Origin of the sequence: Pedobacter sp. (assembly GCF_040513095.1) — a bacterium.
In the GTDB taxonomy this organism is placed as follows: domain Bacteria; phylum Bacteroidota; class Bacteroidia; order Sphingobacteriales; family Sphingobacteriaceae; genus Pedobacter.
Genome location: NZ_JBEVDX010000026.1, coordinates 17,873 through 40,754, shown reverse-complemented (window position 1 = coordinate 40,754; position 22,882 = coordinate 17,873). Strand labels below are relative to the sequence as shown.

General features: G+C 41.6%; 18 protein-coding genes and 1 pseudogene. 8 read left to right on the top strand and 11 right to left on the bottom strand.

Going from position 1 to position 22,882, the window contains the following annotated elements:
- Nucleotides 1-621, top strand: a pseudogene (locus tag ABWY16_RS04020) (glutamine synthetase type III); the annotation flags it as partial.
- 106 nt (nucleotides 622-727) lie between these two features.
- Nucleotides 728-1,909 carry an AIR synthase related protein gene (locus ABWY16_RS04015; RefSeq protein WP_353903362.1) on the top strand — a complete coding sequence of 394 codons (1,182 nt, stop codon included), beginning with the start codon at nucleotides 728-730 and terminating at the stop codon, nucleotides 1,907-1,909.
- A gap of 74 nt (nucleotides 1,910-1,983) precedes the next feature.
- Here the strand turns inward: ABWY16_RS04015 and ABWY16_RS04010 are convergent, their stop codons facing one another.
- From ABWY16_RS04010 to ABWY16_RS03990, 5 genes are all read right to left on the bottom strand, one after another.
- Complete coding sequence (locus ABWY16_RS04010; protein ID WP_353903361.1) at nucleotides 1,984-5,157, bottom strand: efflux RND transporter permease subunit; 3,174 nt, start codon at nucleotides 5,155-5,157, stop codon at nucleotides 1,984-1,986.
- A gap of 22 nt (nucleotides 5,158-5,179) precedes the next feature.
- Nucleotides 5,180-6,349 (bottom strand): efflux RND transporter periplasmic adaptor subunit, encoded by a 1,170-nt coding sequence (locus tag ABWY16_RS04005; RefSeq protein ID WP_353903360.1) that lies wholly within the window; start codon nucleotides 6,347-6,349, stop codon nucleotides 5,180-5,182.
- 5 nt (nucleotides 6,350-6,354) lie between these two features.
- Nucleotides 6,355-7,707 (bottom strand): TolC family protein, encoded by a 1,353-nt coding sequence (locus ABWY16_RS04000; protein WP_353903359.1) that lies wholly within the window; start codon nucleotides 7,705-7,707, stop codon nucleotides 6,355-6,357.
- 67 nt (nucleotides 7,708-7,774) lie between these two features.
- A complete protein-coding gene (locus ABWY16_RS03995; RefSeq protein WP_353903358.1) occupies nucleotides 7,775-8,359 on the bottom strand; it encodes a TetR/AcrR family transcriptional regulator in 585 nt (194 codons plus the stop codon).
- 139 nt (nucleotides 8,360-8,498) lie between these two features.
- Nucleotides 8,499-11,723, bottom strand: coding sequence for a TonB-dependent receptor (locus ABWY16_RS03990; protein ID WP_353903357.1), 3,225 nt, complete (start codon nucleotides 11,721-11,723; stop codon nucleotides 8,499-8,501).
- 335 nt (nucleotides 11,724-12,058) lie between these two features.
- Between ABWY16_RS03990 and lpdA the strand changes: the two genes are divergently transcribed.
- The 5 genes from lpdA to ABWY16_RS03965 all read left to right on the top strand — a co-directional run bounded on the left by lpdA (nucleotide 12,059) and on the right by ABWY16_RS03965 (nucleotide 16,923).
- The gene (gene lpdA, locus ABWY16_RS03985) at nucleotides 12,059-13,447 is read left to right on the top strand and encodes a dihydrolipoyl dehydrogenase (protein ID WP_353903356.1); all 1,389 of its coding nucleotides are present in this window, start codon (nucleotides 12,059-12,061) and stop codon (nucleotides 13,445-13,447) included.
- 77 nt (nucleotides 13,448-13,524) lie between these two features.
- On the top strand, nucleotides 13,525-14,364 hold the full coding sequence (locus tag ABWY16_RS03980) for an MBL fold metallo-hydrolase (protein ID WP_353903355.1): 840 nt from the start codon (nucleotides 13,525-13,527) through the stop codon (nucleotides 14,362-14,364).
- Between the two features lie 51 nt (nucleotides 14,365-14,415).
- The gene (locus ABWY16_RS03975; protein ID WP_353903354.1) at nucleotides 14,416-15,216 is read left to right on the top strand and encodes a metallophosphoesterase family protein; all 801 of its coding nucleotides are present in this window, start codon (nucleotides 14,416-14,418) and stop codon (nucleotides 15,214-15,216) included.
- The gene (locus ABWY16_RS03970) at nucleotides 15,182-15,520 is read left to right on the top strand and encodes a hypothetical protein (protein ID WP_353903353.1); all 339 of its coding nucleotides are present in this window, start codon (nucleotides 15,182-15,184) and stop codon (nucleotides 15,518-15,520) included. Before ABWY16_RS03975 ends, ABWY16_RS03970 begins: the two co-directional genes overlap by 35 nt.
- A gap of 542 nt (nucleotides 15,521-16,062) precedes the next feature.
- Entirely contained in the window at nucleotides 16,063-16,923 is an 861-nt protein-coding gene (locus tag ABWY16_RS03965; RefSeq protein ID WP_062547391.1) for a sigma-70 family RNA polymerase sigma factor, read from the top strand.
- Between the two features lie 58 nt (nucleotides 16,924-16,981).
- On the opposite strand, the gene ABWY16_RS03960 is transcribed toward ABWY16_RS03965, so the two are convergent.
- Both ABWY16_RS03960 and ABWY16_RS03955 read right to left on the bottom strand, forming a co-directional pair.
- A complete protein-coding gene (locus ABWY16_RS03960) occupies nucleotides 16,982-17,353 on the bottom strand; it encodes a hypothetical protein (protein ID WP_353903352.1) in 372 nt (123 codons plus the stop codon).
- A gap of 21 nt (nucleotides 17,354-17,374) precedes the next feature.
- On the bottom strand, nucleotides 17,375-17,767 hold the full coding sequence (locus ABWY16_RS03955; protein WP_353903351.1) for a hypothetical protein: 393 nt from the start codon (nucleotides 17,765-17,767) through the stop codon (nucleotides 17,375-17,377).
- Between the two features lie 493 nt (nucleotides 17,768-18,260).
- On the opposite strand from ABWY16_RS03955, the gene ABWY16_RS03950 reads away from it, so the two are divergent.
- On the top strand, nucleotides 18,261-19,199 hold the full coding sequence (locus ABWY16_RS03950) for a M20/M25/M40 family metallo-hydrolase (RefSeq protein ID WP_353903350.1): 939 nt from the start codon (nucleotides 18,261-18,263) through the stop codon (nucleotides 19,197-19,199).
- A gap of 58 nt (nucleotides 19,200-19,257) precedes the next feature.
- Here ABWY16_RS03950 and ABWY16_RS03945 read toward each other — a convergent pair whose 3' ends face one another.
- The 4 genes from ABWY16_RS03945 to ABWY16_RS03930 form a co-directional block, all read right to left on the bottom strand.
- Nucleotides 19,258-20,919, bottom strand: coding sequence for a S41 family peptidase (locus ABWY16_RS03945; protein ID WP_353903349.1), 1,662 nt, complete (start codon nucleotides 20,917-20,919; stop codon nucleotides 19,258-19,260).
- 35 nt (nucleotides 20,920-20,954) lie between these two features.
- On the bottom strand, nucleotides 20,955-21,566 hold the full coding sequence (locus tag ABWY16_RS03940; protein ID WP_353903348.1) for an HAD family hydrolase: 612 nt from the start codon (nucleotides 21,564-21,566) through the stop codon (nucleotides 20,955-20,957).
- Nucleotides 21,567-21,629: 63 nt separating this feature from the next.
- Complete coding sequence (locus ABWY16_RS03935) at nucleotides 21,630-22,118, bottom strand: ATP-grasp domain-containing protein (RefSeq protein WP_353903347.1); 489 nt, start codon at nucleotides 22,116-22,118, stop codon at nucleotides 21,630-21,632.
- Nucleotides 22,119-22,121: 3 nt separating this feature from the next.
- The gene (locus ABWY16_RS03930) at nucleotides 22,122-22,772 is read right to left on the bottom strand and encodes an ABC transporter ATP-binding protein (protein ID WP_353903346.1); all 651 of its coding nucleotides are present in this window, start codon (nucleotides 22,770-22,772) and stop codon (nucleotides 22,122-22,124) included.
- Nucleotides 22,773-22,882: the final 110 nt, after the last annotated feature.

The following is a 22,882-nucleotide window of genomic DNA, read 5'->3' as shown; positions in this document are numbered from 1 at the left end:
GTGATCAAAAAATACATCAAAGAATCTAAAGATATCCGTTTTGAAGGAAATGGTTACAGCCAGGATTGGGAAGATGAAGCAGCTAAACGTGGTTTGGCGAACATCAAAACTACTCCGGTAGCTTTAGACGCTTATATTTCTGACAAATCAACTGAGCTGTTCGAAAAAAACAATGTATTCACCAAGCGCGAATTACATGCCCGTCATGAGATTCTTTTGGAAAGCTATTACAAGAAACTTCAGATCGAAGCAAGGGTAATGGGCGAGGTAGCAAATACAATGATCATTCCTGCAGCTATCGCTTATCAGAATGCATTGTTGCTGAACGCAAAAAGCCTGAAAGAAGTTGGTTTGGGTAAAGAAGCACTGGAAGCTCCTCTGTCTATCATCAATAAATTATCTGAGCACTTAGCTGTGGTAAAAACAAGTATTGATGCAATGCTGGAAGAACGTAAAACTGCCAATGGTATTGAAGACCACAGAGAGAAAGCTATCGCTTACGATCTGCATGTAAAATCTCACTTTGACACTATCCGTTACCATGCTGATAAACTGGAGCAAATGGTTGACGACAGCGTTTGGCCTTTGCCTAAATTCAGAGAATTATTATTTTTAAAATAAAATATCCTCCCTGGAATAATATAACCTCTGCCTTTAAAAAGCAGGGGTTATTTTTTTTTCCGCCTCTATCGTCTACATTCGCGCGTTTCCCTATCTTTGCAGCAATATGAGTGATAACCGGTACAACCAGCGTGGCGTTTCTGCCTCGAAAGAAGATGTGCACCAAGCCATCAAAAACATAGATAAAGGTATTTTCCCACAAGCTTTTTGTAAGATCATCCCTGATATCCTGGGCAATGACGATTCCTTTTGTAATATTATGCATGCCGATGGTGCCGGAACAAAATCTTCTCTCGCCTATGTATACTGGAAGGAAACGGGTGATATTTCCGTATGGAAAGGTATTGCACAGGACGCTATCATTATGAACCTGGACGACCTGATTTGTGTAGGTGCGACAGATCACATTTTATTGTCTTCTACCATCGGCAGAAACAAAAACCTGATCACAGGAGAAGTAATTGCCGCCGTCATCAACGGTACTGAAGAAATTCTGGCAGAACTTCGTGAGATGGGGATCTCTATCTACTCTACCGGCGGCGAGACTGCAGACGTAGGTGATCTGGTACGTACAATTATAGTTGATTCTACAGTAACCTGCCGTATTAAACGTGAAGATATTATCAGCAACCATAACATTCAATCTGGTGATGTGATTGTTGGATTATCCTCTTCAGGACAGGCTACCTATGAAACAGAATATAACGGAGGAATGGGTTCTAATGGTTTAACCTCTGCCCGCCATGACGTTTTTGATAAATCTGTAGCTGATGCTTATCCGGAAAGCTTTGACCCTGCTGTACCATATGACCTGGTATTTTCAGGCGGTAAAAAACTGACTGATAAAATCAGGATTGATGAGAACACGGAAATCACTATCGGAAAGCTGGTATTGTCCCCTACCCGTACCTACGCTCCTGTGATCAAACAGGTGCTGGAGAAACACAGGCAGCAGATTCATGGACTTGTTCATTGCAGCGGAGGCGCGCAGACAAAGGTGCTTCATTTTATCAATGATGATATCCATGTTATCAAAGATAATTTATTCCCTGTTCCACCACTTTTTGAGCTTATACAGGAACAATCCGGTACTGCATGGGAGGAAATGTACAAGGTATTTAATATGGGCCACAGAATGGAGCTATACGTGCCTCAGGAAATTGCCGATGATATTATCTCGATCTCGAAAAGTTTCAACATCGATGCGCAGGTTATTGGCCGCGTGGAAACTGCGGATCATAAACAAGTAACGATCAACAGCGACAAGGGTACTTTCAATTACAAATAACATATTTAATTATAAACGGAAACAGCCGCATCATACAAATATGATGCGGCTGTTTCCATTTATAAAAAGCAGTATTAATCTGCGTGTATGGTGTCTTCGTGATCTTCAGGTTTATAGTTGGCCTCAAGTTCTGCAAGCTTTTTCTTACCGTAAGCCAGTTTTGTAATCAGTACAAACAGTACCGGTACAATGAACAGCGCAAGGATCGTTGCCGAGAGCATACCCGCAGCAACTGTCCATCCTATTGTCTGACGTGATACAGCACCCGCACCGGTAGAAATAACCAGTGGGATTACACCGAGGATAAAGGCCAGGGAAGTCATGATAATCGGTCTCAACCTAAGTTTAACAGCGTCGATAGTCGCCGCAATCAGTTCCATACCCCAGTCTACACGTTCTTTCGCAAACTCCACGATTAGGATCGCATTCTTTGCAGACAGACCGATCAGGGTAATCAGACCTACCTGAGCATAGATGTTGTTATCCAGTTTTGGAAGGAAAATCAATGCCAGGATCGCTCCGAATAAACCCAGTGGCACAGCGAGCAGAATAGAGAACGGTACCGACCAGCTTTCATATAGCGCTGCGAGCAGCAGGAATACAAACACTACGATCAGTCCGAAGATCAAGGTTGTACTGTTACCAGCTTCAGTTTCCTCTAAACTCAATCCTGAGAAGTTATAGGTATAACCTGGTGGAAGGGTTTGTGCTGCTACTTCGCGTAACGCCTGCAGTGCATCACCGGAACTGCTTCCCGGTTTGGCAGATCCACTGATTTCAATCGAGCGGAACAGGTTATAGTGATTGATAATCGCTGCATTTTCTGCAATCGTAGAAGATACTATTGTATTGATCGGAACCGGAGTACCCTGGTTGTTTTTCACATACAATTTACTCATGTCCTGGATACTGCTGCGGAAACTTGTATCCGCTTGCGTTACCACCCTGAAACTACGTCCGTATTTGGTAAAGTCATTCACATAACTACTACCTAAATAAGCAGAAATCGTGTTGTAAACATCACCGATGGAAACGCCCATTTTCTTTGCCTTATCACGGTCTACGTGAAACTGGTAATTTGGTGTCCTTGCATTAAACAGCGTATATGCCATACCAATTTCAGGACGTTGATTTGCAGCGGCAAGGAACTTACCAACCACACCTTCAAACTTCTTGATATCACCGGTCTGCTGTTCCTGTATCTGGAGTGTAAAACCACCACTGATACCCAGACCTGGGATTGGCGGAGGCGTTACCGCGATCAGACTTCCTTCTTTATCGCCTGCAAACATTTGCGATACATCAGCCAGTACGCTGGCGATATCGTTGTCACGCTCGTCCCAGTTTTTCAACTGAACAAAGAATGTACCTGCATTGGATTTGAACGATCTGTTCAGGATATTGATACCATTGATTGCAGTGATGTTCTGCACTTCAGGGTGTTTCTTCTGCACACTGTCAGTAATTCTGTCCATGAAATGGTCAGTTCTGGCAGATGATGAACCCTCAGGAAGGGTAACGCCCATAATAAAGATACCGGCATCTTCCGTTGGAATAAATCCTGAAGGTTTTTTAATGAAAAGCCCGATTGTACCTACATAGATACAGGCAAGGATAACCATAACAAGAGGTGCTTTTTTAAGCGCCCATTTTACCCCGTTGGAATATTTATTGGTTACCCTGGCGAACCAGCTGTTGAATTTAAAGAAGAATTTATTCAGTCCTCTGCTGTCTTCATTCAGGTTCATCGGTGTTAACAGCAATGAACATAGTGCAGGTGTAAGGGAAAGTGCGATAAACGCAGATAACAATACTGAAACTGCAATTGTGATTGCAAATTGCTGATAGAGTAATCCTACCATTCCTGGGATAAACCCTACCGGGATAAATACCGCAGCCAGAATCAGTGCAATTGCAATAACCGGTGCTGTAATGTCTTTCATTGCTTTACGGGTTGCATCGGGTGCCGAGAGGCCTTCATGGTCCATATAATGCTGGACAGCCTCTACCACAACGATCGCATCATCCACCACAATACCGATGGCGAGTACGAAACCAAACATGGTTAATACGTTGATGGAGAAACCCAGCAGCGTAAAGAAGATAAAGGTACCAATGATCGAAACCGGAATAGCCAGTACAGGAATCAGGGTAGCCCTCCAGCTTTGCAGGAAGAAGAATACCACGATTGTTACCAGGATCAGTGCTTCAACAAGTGTGTGAACCACCTCACTGATGGATACCTTTACAATAGATACGGTTTCGTAACCAACTTTAAAGTCTAAGTCCTTCGGGAAACTCTTTTTCAGTTCAGCCATCGTCTTGTCGATACCTTCAGCAGTTTCCACCGCGTTACCGCCCGGAGTCTGGTTGATCGCCATTAGAGAAGCTACCTTACCGTTAACTTTGGATGTTGTCGGATAAGAGAATTCACCCAGCTCAACTCTGGCTACATCTTTCAGATAAACCGGAGAACCATCTGTTCCGGTTTTGATGACAATATTTCTGAATTGTTCTTCCGTATTTAAATCACCGTCCATCACGACAGAAAATTCAAATGTTTGTGAGCTGTTCTGAGGCCTTCCACCGATGCTACCACCGGGAATACGTGTGTTTTGCTCATTGATCGCAGCAGAAACATCCGTCGGGGTAAGACCAAGCCTGGTCATTTTGTTGGCATCAAGCCATACCCTCATACTGAAAGGCTGACCAAATGCCTGTACATCACCCACTCCTTTGATACGGAGCAAGGCATCTTTAACATATAAGTTGATATAGTTGGAGATAAATTTCTGGTCGTACGTACCATTTGGTGAGTACAGACCAATTACCATCAAGATATCGTTATTCGCTTTTTTTGTGGTAATACCCAAACGTCTTACCGCTTCTGGTAAACCCGGTTCGGCAATACCTACCCTGTTCTGAACGTCCAGAGCCGCGATGTCAATGTTTGTACCTACATCAAATGTTACTGTGATTGCAGACCGTCCATCCGATGTACTGTTGGATTGCAGGTACTTCATTCCCGGTGTACCGTTGATCTGGCTTTCCACCTGTGTTGTTACCGTTTGTTCAACAGTCTGGGCATCCGCACCTGTATAGGTACCTGTTACTGTAACTGTAGGCGGTGCTATACTTGGGTACTGACTGATAGGCAATGTGGTGATCACAATAGCCCCGATCAGTACAATTAATATGGAGATGACGATTGCCGTGACCGGCCGCCTTATAAATACTTCTGATATCATATGCTTGAAAATCTTTTAATAACTATTTTTTTGCTGGTGCTGGTGCTGCTGCGCCCGGTGCCTGATTCGCTTCTTCCGGAGATACTGCTTTTACCACGGCTCCTGGTCTAACATTCTGTACACCATCAACCACAATCACTTCACCTACTTTCAGACCGCTTTTAACTACGATCTTCTGGTCGATCTGTTTTCCAACCTTAATTACTTTCGGAATAGCTTTGCTGCTATCGCCAACAGTAATCACATTGAATTCGCCCAATTGCTCCGTTACTGCTTTGTAAGGGATCACAATCTGGTTTCCAACTTCCTTGTTTAAAGCCAGCAGGTTTACGTTCATTCCCGAAACCAGGGTACCACCTTCGTTAGGGTAACTGATCCTCACTTTAATTGTACCTGTTGCAGGGTCAACCGCCCGGTCGATCGCAGTAATTCTTCCGCGGCGTTTGTAAAGACTTTTGTCGGGCATCTCGATGCTGAACAGTGAATCTTTAACTGCCGAAGTACTTTTCTGCAGTTCCATAAAACGTGGAATCTCGGCCTGTGTAACAGCGATATCAACGGCAATTGGGTTATTGGTAGAAACTGTATTCAGAAGCGTAGTTCCGGCAGTAGCCAGCGCACCAAGTTTCACCTGTGAAATACCGATTGTACCGGTAAGGGGAGAAACTATAACAGAACGCTGGTAATCGTTAGCCGATGAGGCAAGTGCAGCCTGTGCAGCAGCAACTTGAGATTCGGCATTTGCCAGATCCGTCATTGCGTAATCTACACGTTGTTTGGCAACTGCTTCCTGTGCTGCAAGTTTAGTATAACGGTCTGCATCCTTTTTTGCTTTGTCACGGTTTGCTTTTGCTACAGCAACATCCGCCTTTGCGGCATTATAAGCAGCAAGATATTTTGTACGGTCAATTTCATATAACTTCTGGCCTTTGGTTACTTTCTGTCCGTCTTTGATGTAGATAGCAGTAATATAACCGCCAACCTGAGGGCGCAGTTCAACTTCGTTTAATGCTACTACAGTACCCGGATAAGTATCAGTAGTTGTTACAGCCTGTTCGGCTACCGTGTACGTACTTACAGGAGTTGCAGGAGGTGGCCCCTGCTGCTGGGCAGCTTTATCTCCGCCGCCGCATGATGCCAGCGTTATGGAACCAAGAATTGCAATGCTTAATTTTATGTAATGTGTGTTCATGTCTGTTATGGATTAACTGTTATGGTACCTAATGCTTGTTTTACGTCGAGTTTTGATGAAAGAAGATTGTACAATGAATTCAGGTAGTTGATCTGCGCAGTACGGAGATCAGTTTCTGCAGTCATCAGGTCAAGATAAGTCTTGATCCCTTCATCGTACTGAAGTTTCATGGTGTTATATACCTGTCTGGAAAGGTCAACATTAGATCTGTTTGTATTCAGGTCATTGCGGTTAGCTTTATAGGTTGCCATTGCCTGCTCATACTGCGTATTGATCTGGTTTTTTGTATTCAGCAAGTCCAGGTCTATCCTGCTTTCCTGTAACTTCGATTTCCTGATTTCCTGGGTACGTTTTCCACCAAGAAAAATAGGTACTGCCAGTTTTAAACCTACCACAGAACCCGGATAGTTGGTATCGTATAACCCGTTGATCTTTGCATTCTGATAGTTGAAACTGTAGTTATAAAAGCCCGACAAAGTAGGCATGTAGGCCAGTTTGTTATAGCTGGTATTGATTCTTTGCAATTCACGCTGTGTTTGAAGCAAACGGTATTCGATACGGTTCTGGTAAGTCATCTGCGATGTAGTATCTACATCAATTTCTTTTTCCATCGCGTTCGTTTCGTATGACAATCCAAAATCTTTATCTGCACTATAACCGATCAGTTCTCTCAAATACGCATATTTATATTTCAGTAGTTCTTCTGTTCTTTTACGGTCTGCTTTGGAATTGCTCAGACTGATTTGGGCCCTTTGAAAATCCGTTTTGTCAACCAGTCCTGCATCGTACTGTGCACCGGCATCCCTCAATTGTTTTTCCAATCGCGCGATATTCTCAGCAATGATATTCAATTGTTCCTTGCTGGTCAAAACATCATAAAAAGCTTTACTTACATCGACGATAGTACTGATCTTTGTATTCTCAGTGTTTTGTTTGTATTGTTGTCTGTAGTACTTTGCAGATTTAGATGCCTGGATCAGTCCGGCATTTAATATTTGCTGATCTGCCTGCAACACGAAAGAAGAAGTGTTTTTTGCACCTACGGTAATCAGGGACTGCTGACCGTTGTTTGTTAAAACAGACGATTGCTGTTTAAAGTTATGGTTAGCTGTACCCGTACCGTTGATTTGTGGCAACCAGCCGGATAATGCTGATTTAATATCAGTTTCCCCAATTTCTTCATCGATAAGGGACTGTTTTACGCCAGGTCTGTTTCCCAATGCATAATCAATGCAGTCCTGAAGGGTGGCATTGGACAGTACTGGCTGCTGCTCTCTGACTGTTGTCTGTGCATACATTTTCCCTGGCAGGAGAAGCGGTATACAAAAGAGCAATTTTAGTAAATTGTAGTGTTTCATATATATATTAAAGGGTATTGAGTGTATTACAGGTAATGTATTCTGCTAGTATTGAAAAGGTGTTAATTTATTGTCTTTTGATTCCATCCCAAACAATGTTGATAATTTCGATCAGGTCTTCCTTTGAAAATGCACTATATTCAGATAACTGGAAATTCGCGGCGGCTACTAATGTACCCTTAACGGTGGGCACCAATAGGCGGGAATCAATATTTCGGAAATAAGCATTTTCTATGCCATAATTAAAAAACGTAATCACCTTATCGATAAATAGCTGGCTATCTTTTTCAGGGTAGTTTTTTGCAAATGGCGAATTGAGATATTGTTCCAGAAATACCAGCGCATCAGGATTTTCTATGTAGAAGTAATACTGATTTATCATGAAATTAAAAAAACGTTCCTTGTAGGGCAAAGCTTCATTATCATTGATCAGAATGGCTTTTGCCAACCGCTCTTTGACATGGATAAACAGCTCTGTAATAAGGGTTTCTTTTGAATCGAAATAATGATAAATCGTTCCTGCGGCAACACCAGCGTGTTTCGCGATCATGCTCATGGGCGTACCGTGAAAGCCATGTTCCTTAATAAGGGCAAGTGTACTGTTGAGAATAGCCTCTCTTTTGCCGCATGTATCTTGTAATTGAACGTTCATTCGGTACAAAGAAACAGAAAAAGAATCTTTAACAATATTGTTTAACTCAATATGACAGAAACGTGATGCATGTCAATTTCTGTTAATAAAAAAGGCCACCCGGTATATCCGGATGGCCTTTGGTATCAGTATTATTTACTTAGAATTTGTAACGTGCACCGATTTGCATGCTCCAGCGTGATAAGTAATCAGAGTATGACCATGGTTTACCTGTGTAAGTATCTAAACCGAATGCAGGGTTGAAAGTGTAAACCGGTTTAACTACATTACCAGTAGTTGCAAATCTTGCAAGTGTCAATGGTGTTAAGTTCTGGTTGGAAGCAAAGTATGCTTTACCCCATTTCCTGCTAACAAGGTTCCCGATGTTAAATACATCTACTGTTAAGCTAAGCGTATTTTTCTTGTACACTTTGAAGTCCTGTACAAGTTTAAAGTCAACATGGTTTTCCCAAGGTAAACGTGAACCATTACGTTTGGTATTTTTACCCTGATTTTCTTTCAGGTAGTCAACAGAATTAACATATTGCTGGAAGAACTCAAATTGCTGCGCAGCAGTATAAGTTACACCACCAACAGTCAGAGGAATGAAATTAGATGCATCAGATGGAATGTGCATTAAATCCTGTGAACCACTTGTTGATCTGGAAGTAACAATTGAACCATCATCACCATTCGTGTCACCAAAGATGTTATATGATAAAGTCTGTCCCGACTGACCGTTGTAGAACAAGCCCAGGTTAGTACTCATTTTTCCACCAGCGTAAGTGAACTTTTTACCGGCCATAACTACTACCCTTGAACCCTGGTCATTGTTATTTCTTGCCAGATCAAGGTTATTCAAACCATTATTATTGTAGGCAAAACGGTAGTTAGAGAATGCAGTAGAAGATGTACCGTCATGCAGGTTATAAGAGTGACCTAATGAGTATGATGCACTTCCCATCCATCCCATAGCAAATTGTTTTTCCAGTTTACCGTAAAGGGTATAAGAATATCCTTTGTTGGTATTCGTCAGATAAATAATATTTGTATATCTGGGATCAATTTTAGCAGAGTTATAGAATGTACGTGTCTCGCCGTTACCCAAATCTAAAGTATACTGAGAAGTACCCAGGTTAAGATCTTTATATAAGATATCTTTTATAGTTTTTGAGTACACAGCTTCGAAAGTACCTACTAAACCCCAAGGTAACTTTTGGTCGATAGCAAGGTTTGCTTTGAAGTTACGTGGCGCCTGGAAGTTTTTATCAGTTACATCAATCTCCGTTGCAGGAGTTGTAGTTGGTGTACCCTGGTAAGGTGCATTAGGCGTAAAGTTGATACCATTGGCAACAACAGCAGCATTATTAGTTGCTGAATACTTAATTGTAGCAGCTCCTGTATTACTGTATTGGTTAGATACCCAAACCATCGGAACACGACCAGTGAAAATACCTGCGCCACCGCGGACTTGTGTAGTACCGTCACCTTTAACATCCCAGTTGAAACCAACCCTTGGAGACAAAATCACTTTTGTTTTAGGTGGTGTATTGTTATTAACACCATTTGCAATAGCAACAGCAGAACTGTTAAAAGTAGCGTTATTGATCGGGTTGTTTAAATAAACAGGCATCTCTGCACGTAAGCCGTAAGTTAATTTAAAGTTTTCCTTTAAATCATAAACGTCTTGTGCGTATAGGCTGAACTGTGCCATTTTAATTTCAGCAGCTGCCAGAGGATTGCTTGGATCCGTAGAGTAGGTAGTTTGATACCTGGTAATTGCAGATTGTGGATTGGCACCCATAAATCCGCTTAAGCTATCAAATGTATAGTCACCATTAACACCCTGAAGGAATACGTTGCTTGTTTTATAAAATAAGTTGTCTGTACCAAATGTAAAGGTGTGTTTACCTACGTACATATTGAAGTTATCAGTCAAAGTGATGTTATCCTGAGCCAGGCTATTCGCTTGTGAGCTGTATTCTGCACCGAATTTGTACGTCGCCCCGTTATCTGTTATAGTAACACTTGGGAATGCAGAACCCGGATCCCTTTTGTCCCGGATCCTTGCCCATGTAAAACGAAGTAAGTTTGAGGTTTTGTCAGAAATTTTCGAGCTCAGTTCAGCCACGATCGTATTACTTTTATTGTTTTGAGCATAACCGCCATTTCCAAAAGTCATGGATGTTCTCGCATCAGAGATGTTGTAATATTCACCGCTCAAATAGTTTTCACGGATCATCAGCTTGTTTCTATCGTTGATATTCCAGTCAAAACGTGCTAAAAATGAATTGGATTTTCTATAATTGGTAATACCATTAATTGCACCAACATCGTAGCCGTATTTTGTAGCAACGAAATCTTTTAGCGTTTGTGCTGTTGCTACATCGATAGCAGAGTTATTATCGGGTCCACCCGGTTGGTTAGCGATAGGCTGAACTCTGTCCACACCTTCATAGGCAAGAAAGTAGAACAATTTATCCTTAACAATTGCACCACCTAAAGTAGCACCATACTGCCAGTTTTTAAAATCTGTGTATTTTGCGCGTGTGGTATAACTTTTACCTACCAAACCCTGGTTCTGGAAAGTACCGAAAGCCGAACCGTGAACCTCATTTGTTCCACCTTTCGTTACAGCATTCATCGCACCACCAGTAAAACCACCCTGGGTGATATCATATGGTGTTAAAGAAACCTGAACCTGTTCAATAGCATCAAATGGAATCGGGTTCAAACCAGCCTGGCCACCATTTGTACCGTTTGATGACAGACCAAAAACGTCTGTGGCATTGGCTCCATCGATAGTAAACTGATTGTAACGTGTGCTTTGTCCGCCAAAGCTAATCCCTAACGGGCTGCCATCTGTACTGCTGCTTCTTACCTGAGCAATAGGGCTTAGACGTGCAAAGTCATTGATGTTACGTGTAATTGTTGGCAACATATCCAGCTGTGTACGGGAAATAGAAGTTGAGGCACCTGTTTTGGTTTTATTGATCAGACCACCTTTGTTACCAACCACTTTAACTTCACTTAATCCCACAGAATTATCCTGTAGTGTTGTATTCAATTTATAACTTTCGCCCAGTTGTAAAAATACATCATTAAAATTCTGAGGCTGGAAACCTATGAAGGTTACAACTACAGTGTACGGGCCACCAGATCTCATGTTGGAGATTGTAAAACGACCATCAGCGTTTGTTGTTACACTATAAACTGTTCCTGTGGGCGTGTGGGTAGCTTTTACACTTGCTCCCGGTAGCGGCGCCTTAGCGTCTTTGATAGTTCCGGTCATTGAAGATGTAGTTATCTGCGCATTTGCGGAGAAAATTAATCCGGCAAAGGCAAAAACAAGAACTACAAATTTGAATAGTAAAGTTTTCTTCATACTTTTTGAAGTAAAATGGGATAAGTAATGTGCTGTAAGCACCTAATAGTTAATTGGCAGCAAAAATATATATTAAAATTGCATTTTACCGGGTTCCCATGTTAAGAAATCGTTAAGCATCCTGTTTATTTTTCCACATTTAACAATTAAAATACGGGTTTAACCAGCAGTTGACCAGTTATTTAATTACATAAATGGAGGAACAGCAGGTTCTGCCGCTCAGATTATTACCATTCCTTTACAGAAAAGCTGCATACAAAAATCTAATTCGCAGTTTTAACGAACATTTTTTTTTAATTTTGGGCTTTACTTAGTTAATTCCCATTTAGAAAGATATGAACTACGATGTAATTATAATAGGTAGCGGTCCCGGCGGATACGTTGCTGCAATCAGAGCGTCACAGTTGGGTTTAAAGACTGCAATTGTAGAGCGTGAATCATTAGGAGGAATCTGCCTTAACTGGGGCTGTATTCCAACCAAAGCTTTGTTAAAAAGCGCACAGGTATTTGAATACATTAATCACTCTGCTGATTACGGTATTACTACTGCAGGTGCTGATGTGGACTTTGCTGCAGTAATCAAACGCAGCCGCGGTGTAGCCGACGGAATGAGTAAAGGCGTTCAATTTTTGATGAAAAAAAATAAGATTGACGTGATCATGGGAACTGGTAAAGTAAAACCAGGAAACAAAGTAGAGGTTAAAGGTGCTGATGGGACTACACAGGAACACACAGCCAAAAATATTATCGTTGCTACCGGCGGCCGTTCCAAAGAATTGCCAAGCGTAAAACAGGACGGCAAAAAGATCATCGGTTACAGACAGGCAATGGTTTTACCGGAATTGCCAAAATCAATGCTTGTTGTAGGTTCCGGTGCTATCGGTGTTGAATTTGCTTATTTTTATGCTACTATGGGTACTAAAGTAACCGTAGTAGAATTCCTGGATAATATCGTTCCTGTAGAAGATGAAGACATTTCTAAACAATTACTGCGCAGCTTCAAAAAAGTTGGGATCGAAGTAATGACTTCTTCAAGTGTTGAATCTGTAGATACATCTGGTAACGGATGTAAAGTTCAGGTAAAAACAGCATCAGGTATGCAGACTATAGAATGTGATATCGTTCTTTCAGCGGCGGGTGTAGTAGCCAACATTGAAAACCTTGGATTAGAAGAAACAGGCATCAAAACTGAAAAAGGTAAAGTGGTGGTAGATGAATTCTACAACACTACTGTAAAAGGTTATTATGCTATCGGTGACATTGTAAGCGGACAGGCTCTGGCTCACGTAGCTTCTGCTGAAGGTATTATCTGCGTAGAGAAAATTGCAGGTCACAGCCCTGAGCCTTTGGATTACAATAATATTCCGGGCTGTACTTACTGTACACCGGAGATTGCTTCTGTAGGTTATACTGAAAAAGCTGCAAAAGCAGCTGGTTATGAGCTGAAGATCGGTAAATTCCCTTTCTCTGCTTCTGGTAAAGCAAGTGCTGCAGGTGCAAAAGATGGCTTTGTGAAACTGATTTTTGATGCCAAATACGGAGAATTATTAGGTGCCCACATGATTGGTTTCAACGTTACTGAAATGATTGCCGAGATTGTTGTTGCCCGTAAACTGGAAACTACAGGTCATGAGATCATCAAATCTGTACACCCCCACCCTACCATGAGTGAGGCAATTATGGAAGCAGCAGCTGATGCATACGGAGAAGTAATCCACTTGTAAATTACAACACAAATAGTATTGAAAACCCGCTGATAAATCAGCGGGTTTTTTAATTTTACGGGCAAGCAATTCAAGATATGATTTTACACACGATAGACACCGGACTTTTCAAACTGGACGGAGGTGCCATGTTTGGCGTTGTTCCTAAATCCATATGGCAAAAAACCAATCCTGCAGATGCCAATAATCTTTGCACCTGGGCAATGCGCTGCCTGCTTGTTGAAGAAGGCGACCGACTGATCCTGATCGATACGGGCATTGGAAATAAACAGGATGAAAAGTTCCTCAGCCACGTCTATCTTCATGGTGATGATACGCTTGAAAAGTCACTGACTGCCAAAGGATTCAGCACTGATGATATTACAGACGTATTTCTAACCCATCTGCATTTCGATCATGCAGGCGGTGCCATTGTACGCCAGGGCGATCAGCTTGTTCCGGCATTCAAAAATGCGCATTACTGGAGTAATGAGAAACACTGGGAATGGGCAATACATCCAAATGCCAGGGAAAAGCCGTCATTCCTTTCAGAAAATATCCTTCCCATACAGGAAAGCGGTCAGCTGAAATTTGTTGAAACGTCTGAGCTCTCGGCGTTTTTACCTGATTTCGATGTACGTTTTGCATTTGGACATACTGATGCCATGATGCTGCCACAACTTAAGTACAAAGGACATACGATTCTTTATGCTGCTGACCTGCTGCCATCTACAGGACACATTCCTCTACCCTATGTAATGGCCTATGATATGTTTCCGATGAAAACCCTGTCAGAGAAAAAAGAAATCCTGGAAGAGGCTGCTGCGAATGAATATATCTTCTACCTGGAACACGATTCTGTAAATGAGTGCTGTACCGTGCAACAAACGGAGAAAGGGATCAGATTAAAGAATATCTTTAAATTGTCAGATTTATAGACAACAGACTTTCGCGCTCAACATTTTGAATTTTCTTCCGTTAACATTATAATGCGAAAAAATATACTAATTTATCTGCTGCCTTTTTTATTATTTGGCTGTGGCGAAGCCGAGTTCAGTCCGAACCAGAAATTCAATTCCAGCTCGCCCGAAAATGTAAATGCGACACAAATATCCAAGCTGGCACAAAAGAAGCCGGGCAGTGTGATCAGGATTGCCGTATCCAGTGACACCCATACTGATTATAATGATAGCCGTGCGTTTGTAAACTATGTGAACACAACAGGCGGATTCGACTTTGTGATGCTCAATGGCGATATCACGAACTTTGGTCTGCTGACAGAATTTGAGGGCATAGAAAAGATCTACGAAGGTCTGAACGTACCCTTTGTCACGGTAATTGGCAACCATGACGAGAATGCCGAGGGCAATTTTGTCTACCTGAGGATGTTTGGAGAACCCAACTTCACCTTTAATTATGGGGGGATCAAGTTTGTATGCCATGATACCAATAGCAGGGAACATACTTTTGATGGTTCTGCGCCTAACCTGGGCTGGCTCCAGCAAAATCTTGTACAGGATGCTGACAATAAGTTGCTCATAGCCTTTTCACACGTCCCTCCTATTGATGCCGACTTCGATCAGGATCTCCGGTTAAGGTATGAGCAGCTATATAATACCACTGCAGGCGTCCTGGCTTCTGTACATTCACACCGGCATTCGGCCGATTCCATTTACCGGGCAAATAATGCAGGTATACCATTTATCATCACCAATACTATACTCAACAGATCCTTTACCGTTATAGAAATCTCGAATGGCCAACTCAGCACACATCCCGTTACTTTTTAGAATCCTCCTGGTTATTTGCTGCTTTACAACGGGTTTAAAGGCTCAAAATAAGTTTTTAAAGGCGATTACTCCAGATCAGGCAATCGTACAATATGCCGGCAGCATAGGATACATCAGCGCAGGGATCGGTTACAACTTCTTCAAAGAAAAAAGTACGCTGAGTTTCCACTATGGTTATGTTCCGCGAAATAAGGGCGGGGAACTTGATATTGCAGCAATCAAGTTTGACTACAAACCATTTAAGGTAAAAATAGGTGACCAACTGGTCTTTTATCCGGTTAATCCGGTCGCTTTTGTCTATTAAACTTTTTGAAAGGAAATAGGTTTTGAATTTTACTCACAGGTATATTACCATTGGTATTACTTATGGTCCCCCGCCCTGAGAGAACATCTGGGGGTAACTTCAGAATTAAAGATCCTGGGAGATGGAAGCACTAAAATCAGATCAATCAGCCTGTATGCGGAGGCCAATACGAATGACCTGTATGCTATTAACTGGTACCATGACAAAAAAGGAATAGGTTTTACCGACATATTCCGCCTGGGCTTTGGTATAAAGATGAATTTTTAAATTATATGCATTTAGAACATATAGCAAATCCATGATAACAAAAATAACGTAATATATTATAAAACAACTATTTATTATTGATTAATAATAAAAAAAAGATAAATATCAGTATATAACTGCAGGCATGACAAAAGGACTTTGGAATAATTTTTGCTGTTTAATGATTCTATAAATAACCATTGTAAAGTGTAACGTTTTCAGGAATTTATGTTCAAAATTGCCTTTTAATCCTTACTTTTGCACGTTCAATACATAACGAGTACCAAAGCACATAAATGAGACAACTCAAAATCACCCAATCCATAACCAATCGCGAGAGTCAATCTCTAGACAAATATCTTCATGAGATTGGTAAAGTAGATTTAATCACCGCAGAAGAGGAAGTAATACTGGCCAGAAAGATACGCGAAGGTGACCAGGCTGCTTTAGAACGCCTAACCAAAACGAATTTACGTTTTGTGGTGTCTGTGGCTAAGCAGTACCAGAATCAGGGGTTAACTTTAGGTGATTTAATTAATGAGGGTAATCTTGGTCTGATCAAAGCAGCAAAACGCTTTGACGAGACTAAGGGTTTCAAGTTCATCTCATATGCTGTGTGGTGGATCCGTCAATCGATTTTGCAGGCTATTGCTGAGCAAAGCCGTATTGTACGTCTGCCTTTAAACCAGGTTGGTTCACTGAGTAAAATCAGTAAAGCCTTCTCTAAATTAGAGCAGGAATTTGAACGCGAGCCTTCTCCGGAAGAATTAGCGGATATCCTGGAAACTACTGTTGATAAGATTTCTGACACGCTGAGCAATTCAGGAAGGCACGTATCTATGGATGCTCCGTTTGTACAGGGAGAGGAGAATACACTTCTTGATGTACTGGAAAATCATGAGCCGAATACAGACAGCAGCCTGATCAATGAGTCTCTTTCAGAGGAGATCAAACGCTCTCTGTCTACTTTAACAGAACGTGAGAGGGAAATCATTGTCCTGTTCTTCGGTCTGAGCACAAACCACCCGCTGTCTCTTGAGGAAATTGGTGAGAAATTTAATTTAACCCGTGAGCGCGTTCGTCAGATTAAAGACAAAGCCTTGCAACGTCTGCGTCATACATCCCGCAGTAAAATATTAAAATCATATTTAGGCTAGATTTTCTGGTCTTACTCATTTAAAAAAGGCTGATCATATGAATGATCAGCCTTTTTTTTTAAAACTTGACTTTGTCCATTTTTGTCCACCGGTGGTTATCCCCCTTTTTATAACTTCCCGGGCTGACCAGAGCTCCGCAAATTGTAGCCGGACTGAAGTTTTTATCCTTTAATAATTTCCAGCCAGCCTCATTGATTGTTGAGTAGTTAAGAAAGATACTGACCACGCAAAGACAACCTGCCGGCACTTTGTATTGAAATGCATGAGGCGATATGACTTTCTCATCGTGCTCAACAGTTATACTCTGTACTTCTGCCTTCTGAACCCTATAACGACCAGTGAGTCTAAACAAAGATAGCCCAAGAGTAATTTCGCATTTGTAACTCTTCAGCGGAAATTTGAAATCCTGCGGAATACGCTGTTCGGGCAAAGATACAGTGATGATATCTCCTTAAAGGTTGACCACCGGTTTTTGTGACATCAATGTGCTTACTTTCGATTTCACATTGAATTCCAGCTGCTCCACCCGTGCAAAACTTTGTCTGGCAAAAAAGTATTGATCCGTATTTGGATCCTTGCAGTCCTTCAGTATTGGATACATCTGTCCAGTCAAATCATTGATAGCACTATTGCCGAACAGATCCGGATATAACGCTGCCAGGGATAGCCGCAGTTCCTTGCTCAATGCTGCTGCTTTACCAAATACCGTAGAAGCTTTCTTTGTTGCCTTACTTTGTTTCATAGTTCCGGGGGCTACTGCTCCGGATACAATCTGTTGGTTATTTCTTACACTAAATTTTAAAGGACCTAGTACGCCCGATAGAAAATTACCTTTTTTTTTCATAACAAACTGGGATTAAATGAAATACAAAGATAATACACAAACCAAAAAATGCATCCCACTTTCTTTGACGTGTCCGCTATTGTCCGCTAGATGTACATACACGTCCGGTATTGTCCGCTGTGGCCGGACATAAAACCTTTCTTTATTGTAGATTTGCTTAATTTACAATGTAATCACGGACATTATCATACTTTCATAAATAGACCGGCAGAGCACTATAACTATGTATAATTGTGCTCTAGTGGTGCAGTTCTGGTGCAGTTGTAGTGCAGTTGAGCAAATTCAGCTATGATCAAACTATCAGCAGAACCTTATTGTGAGTCCCTTATTTTTAGCTAGACTTTAGCAAAACTAAAAATGCAAAACGCAGTTATGAACAAGTGAGATAACTCAGCAAATTTAATTTTTTCCTTTGTCCCTTGATGTGTCATTAATTTGTAATATATTAGGCTTTACGAAATACATTAAACAGCTACTACTAATACCTATTGCTATGAAATTATATTTACTGTTACCCCTGGTAATAACATTGGGTTGCCATGCGGTAAAAACATCTAACCTCCCGGCACATTCAGATCAGTTGCTCAAGGATGTTCAAGTGCTATCGTCTGATGCATATGAAGGGAGGAAAACAGGAACAAAGGGTGCCGAAATGGCAAGAAACTATATCAGCAAGCGTTTTAAGGAAATTGGCATCAAATCATTTCCTTTACTCAACAGTTACCAGCAGTCGTTTTCCTTTTCGGGCATAGATGATCCAAAAATACAGGGCAAAAACCTGATCGGTTATATCGCAGGTTCCAGCAGTAAGGTGATTGTAATCTCAGCACATTACGATCACCTGGGTGTGATCAACGGCAAGATCTTCAATGGTGCAGACGATAACGCTTCGGGGGTTGCAGGAATGTTAAAGATAGCTGCCCATTACGCCAAAAGCAAACCGAATTACACGTTGATCTTTGCGGCTTTCGATGCAGAAGAATTTGGCAGAAAAGGTTCAGAATATTTTGTTAACCACCTCCCGATTGACATTAAAAGGATTAAGCTGAATATCAATCTGGATATGATCAGCCACAATGATAAAGGGGAATTATATGCTACCGGAACCTACAGAAACCCGCAGCTCAAGAATTATATCGTAACTACGAACCCTGACCTTAAAATCCTGTTTGGTCATGACAACCCTAAACTCGGCGTTGACGACTGGACAGAACAAAGTGATCAGGCTGCATTCAACAGCAAGAATATTCCATTTGTATATTTTGGAGTAGAGGACCACAAAGATTATCACAAAAACACTGATACTTTTGAGAATATCAATCAGGGGTTTCTTATCAATGCAGCAAACAGTATCCTGGAGATAACAGATAACTTTGATAAAGACCGGACTGTACAGAAGGTTTTCAGGGAGAAGTTGCAGTCAAGAAGATAGTTTGTATATAAAGATTTGAGATAAAAAGCCCGTCAGGTGTACCTGATGGGCTTTTTATTTATTTTTTCACAGTACGCCTTTTTTCAATCATACCTGTAAATTCACTGTTCACAGGTTTCATACCCGTATAATTCAACGAAGCTGCCCTCACACTTCTTTCCGCAACAGCAGCTGAGGCACTCTGACTACTGGTAGAACCCGGGGCGATCAGCAATAAAGCAGCTGACAGCAACGGCTCATTTTCGTTCCCGAAAGGATACAATGAATTATCATTTGCAGCTTTATCCGGAACCATACCTGTATAATATTTACCGGCACCTGCTGAATTGACTGTTTCAAACAATGGCATATAAACTTCGTAACGGTTTTCCAAAGTAACGGGAAAAAAGCCTACGGGTTTTCCATAGGTAGTGGCACCAACCAGTTTTACTGTCACATAGGGTTTTAGCACATTAATCAAAAGTTCGCTTGCTGATGCGGTATTGCCGCTAACAAGAAATACAACATTTGTTACGGTATTAAGCGACCCTTTTTTTACAAATTTCGCAATGTTATCCGTACTCGTTGCAGAATAATCCAGATCGGCATAGGTATAAAAAGCACCGCTTGTGCCGCTCTTATACTGCAACTTACCGGCAGAAGTAAGCAATGGCTGATTCTGCAGAATTGTCGCCTGCTTGTTCTGCATAGTAGTGTTATAAATTTCTGTATACATGGTTTGTCCGCTAACACCCGATGGCGCTATCAGGTTGGCCAGATACTCAGCAGTATTGATATAACCACCGCCATTGTACCGCAAATCAACAACAAGGTCTGTAACGCCTGCAGCACTAAAGCTTGCAAAAACCGGATCAAGGTTTGAATCAGTTCCAGCACTTACATTTGTCAGTGTAGAAAAACGTGCAAATGCCAGATAACCTATCTTCTTACCAGACCTGGTAATGACCGAAGAGGTGTATACAGGACTGCTTTTATAGGAGGTTTTGGTTAGGGTTACACTAAAAGGAGTGCTATCAAGAAAATTAATCCCTTCCAGTTTTACAGACGATGCATCCAGAGAGCTTACAATTGCTGCATTTTCTGAAGAATAATTTTTTCCGCTTATAGCAACCCCGTTGATTTTTTGAATTTGCCAGCCACGTTGCACGCCATGCGCGGCAGCAGAGGAACCGGGGTAAACGGCAGTAACCAATAGAACGAAGCTACCAGTCGTACCGCTGGTGCTGGTCAGATAAAATATAGGCCTGATCCCAATATCGAATCCATTGCCTTCCGTATCTACACTTGCCTTGTTATTAACATTGGCGGTTGCATCAGGGTTATTCTGAGTTATATCATTGATGTAAGAATATTTAGGGTAACCATCTCCATAATACTCGTAAACTGTTCCAGTTGTAGGATCTTTCGGAATCTGACTGATTGCGTACAACTCATCATCATAATTATCCAGATCAAGCGATTTAGTAGAATATTGTCTGGGATTAAATACGCTGTATTCGGGCAACTGCGCGTTCCAGAAGTAAATCTGCTTTGCATAAAGGAAGATCGAATCGAGTGTGAGCTGCTTGCGGCTGCCCGTTGATGGCACACCTGTGGTAGTAACTGCAGGTGTAGCTGCTGTATCCTCAGAATTGTTCTTTTTACAGGCCGCCAAAACGCCCACAAAAAGGATAAAAACAGAGAAAATACTAAATCGATTTTTAGTAAAAAGCTTATTCATAGGATGTGTGATATATTGTGCTGGTAATTACGGAATTAAGTTACAGAAAGATTGTCTATAGTAACATATCTTAAAGTGTTAAAATATGCTAAATCTGTTCCCTCTTTCGGCATCCCTACAATCAGAATTTCTTCTTTTTGAAGATCGTTTTCAGCACAAATTTTTTGTATACCACCTTTATAACCCTCATCCATCTCTTCTGCAAAATACACCTTTAAATAGCGTTCAAGGCCATTCCATTCCATTTGCCTGATCTTGTTGAGCTGTTCAGCAGGGCTTCCGGCTACCAACAAAAACACAGGTTTTCCTGCGGCCTCTATAGATTTCAGGAAATCCAGCACCGGCGCAAACAGCAATAATTTTAATGGGAGCCGCGCATTTTGCTGCAATAAATCAAAATTAATATGATATTTCTCTGGCAAATTAAAACGCGCAGCGGTCTTTTCAAAGATTTCGCTGCGCCCTTCCAGCCGGTAAGTTTCTTCCATGAAACGAATGATCCCCTCCGCTTCTACCTGTTCGCCATATTCGATAAACTGCGCAAACAGATAGTATACCTGCAGCCAATAATCCTTTGAGGGATACAGCACATCGTCAAGCTCAAACACAAAGGCTTTATTATCCTTTATATAATCATCATGTTTCATCAGAATGTATTTGTATTTTATAAGTTATGAAGCTTCTTGATTCCTATGCCTGTAAGTATTTCATTACGATATGGTAAATAAGGTAAACTTTAATCCTCCGGGAGTTTCCTCCAGATAAAAAACTCCGTTGAGCCCGCTTACATATTGCTGTGCAATTTCCGGCACCGAGGTATAGATCAAATCGCCTTTATCATATACTGCCCAGTTCTGCAAATTCATGGCACCTCCAATCGGGTACTGCGAAAATGTCAGCAGATCAGGCAAAAGCACATGGATGTTGAATTCTTCGAACAGCACAGCTGATTTTACTACAGCCTCAAGCTCAAAAGCATAAAGTGGCAACAGACGGGCTGCATCCTGATCAAGACAGGCATTCAGCAGGTTATGTGCTGTCGTTTCATCATTTCTTTCACCCAGGCTTACAAACTGGTACTGTGCAGAGGAAAATGATGGTGCATCGCCGTAATCGGCCAGTAAAACCTGGTCTCCGGTAAATGCTTTTAATAGCTTGAGTGCCTGGGAAGATTTCCCTCCGGTAATTAATGTCTTCAAATCTTATACAATTAGACCATCTTTCATGGTAACTACCCTGTCGCTGATTTCGGCAAGGTCTTCATTATGGGTAACGATTACAAAAGTCTGCTTAAAGTTGTCACGCAGGGTAATAAAAAACTGGTGCAGCGACTGTGCATTGGCGGAGTCAAGGTTACCCGAAGGTTCATCCGCCAGGATGATGGAAGGATCATTGATCAGTGCTCTTGCCACAGCAATACGCTGCTGCTCACCGCCTGACAGTTCATTCGGTTTATGGGATGCCCGCTCCTTCAGCCCCAGCAGGTCCAGTAATTCCAGCGCACGCAGTTCTGCGGTTTTCTTACTCTTTTTTGCTATAAAAGCAGGAATACAGATGTTTTCAAGCGCTGTAAACTCCGGAAGCAGGTGGTGAAACTGGAAGACAAAGCCTATATTTTCATTTCTGAAAATGCTGAGCAGTCCGCCGGAAAGCTTGTTCACCTTCGTTCCATTGAGTTCAACGGTACCTTCATCAGGCTTGTCCAGCGTGCCCAGGATATGCAGGAGTGTGCTTTTTCCAGCGCCCGAAGCCCCAATGATACTTACAATTTCTCCCTTACCGACTTCAAAATCTACACCTTTAAGGATGGGAAGATTTCCGTAAGCTTTTTTAATACCAATGGCTTTTAGCATATAGCAAACTTACAAAAAGTTGAGATTAAATATAGATAACGTTAATATTACAGCTTTTAAAAGCCAGAATAAGTTTTTAAAACCAATCTGAAATTGTAGATTTGGATCAA